Below are 337 nucleotides of genomic sequence, written 5' to 3' on the forward strand. Positions count from 1 at the left end.
TGGGGTGAAGTCGTAACAAGGTAGCCGTATCGGAAGGTGCGGCTGGATCACCTCCTTTCTAAGGATATAAGCTGGACATATGAGCCAGACAAAACATGTTTGTTTGATTGTTTCTTGTTTGTTTAGTTTTGAGAGTGCAATTTCTCTCAAAACATCGTTCTTTGAAAACTAGATAATCGTAATGAAGAAGTCAAGTAAATACATCGAGTAATCGCCATTTTAGTTTTCTCTCTTATTTAATTAAGAGAAACAAACCTTTCAGGTTAAGTTAGAAAGGGCGCACGGTGAATGCCTTGGCACTAGGAGCCGATGAAGGACGGGACTAACACCGATATGC

General features: G+C 40.4%; 1 rRNA gene. It reads left to right on the forward strand.

From position 1 onward, the window contains the following. A 16S ribosomal RNA gene (locus AC3A54_RS25565) occupies positions 1-58 on the forward strand; the annotation flags it as partial. Positions 59-337: the final 279 nt, after the last annotated feature.

It is taken from the genome of Neobacillus sp. Soil_C_43, from assembly GCF_057656715.1.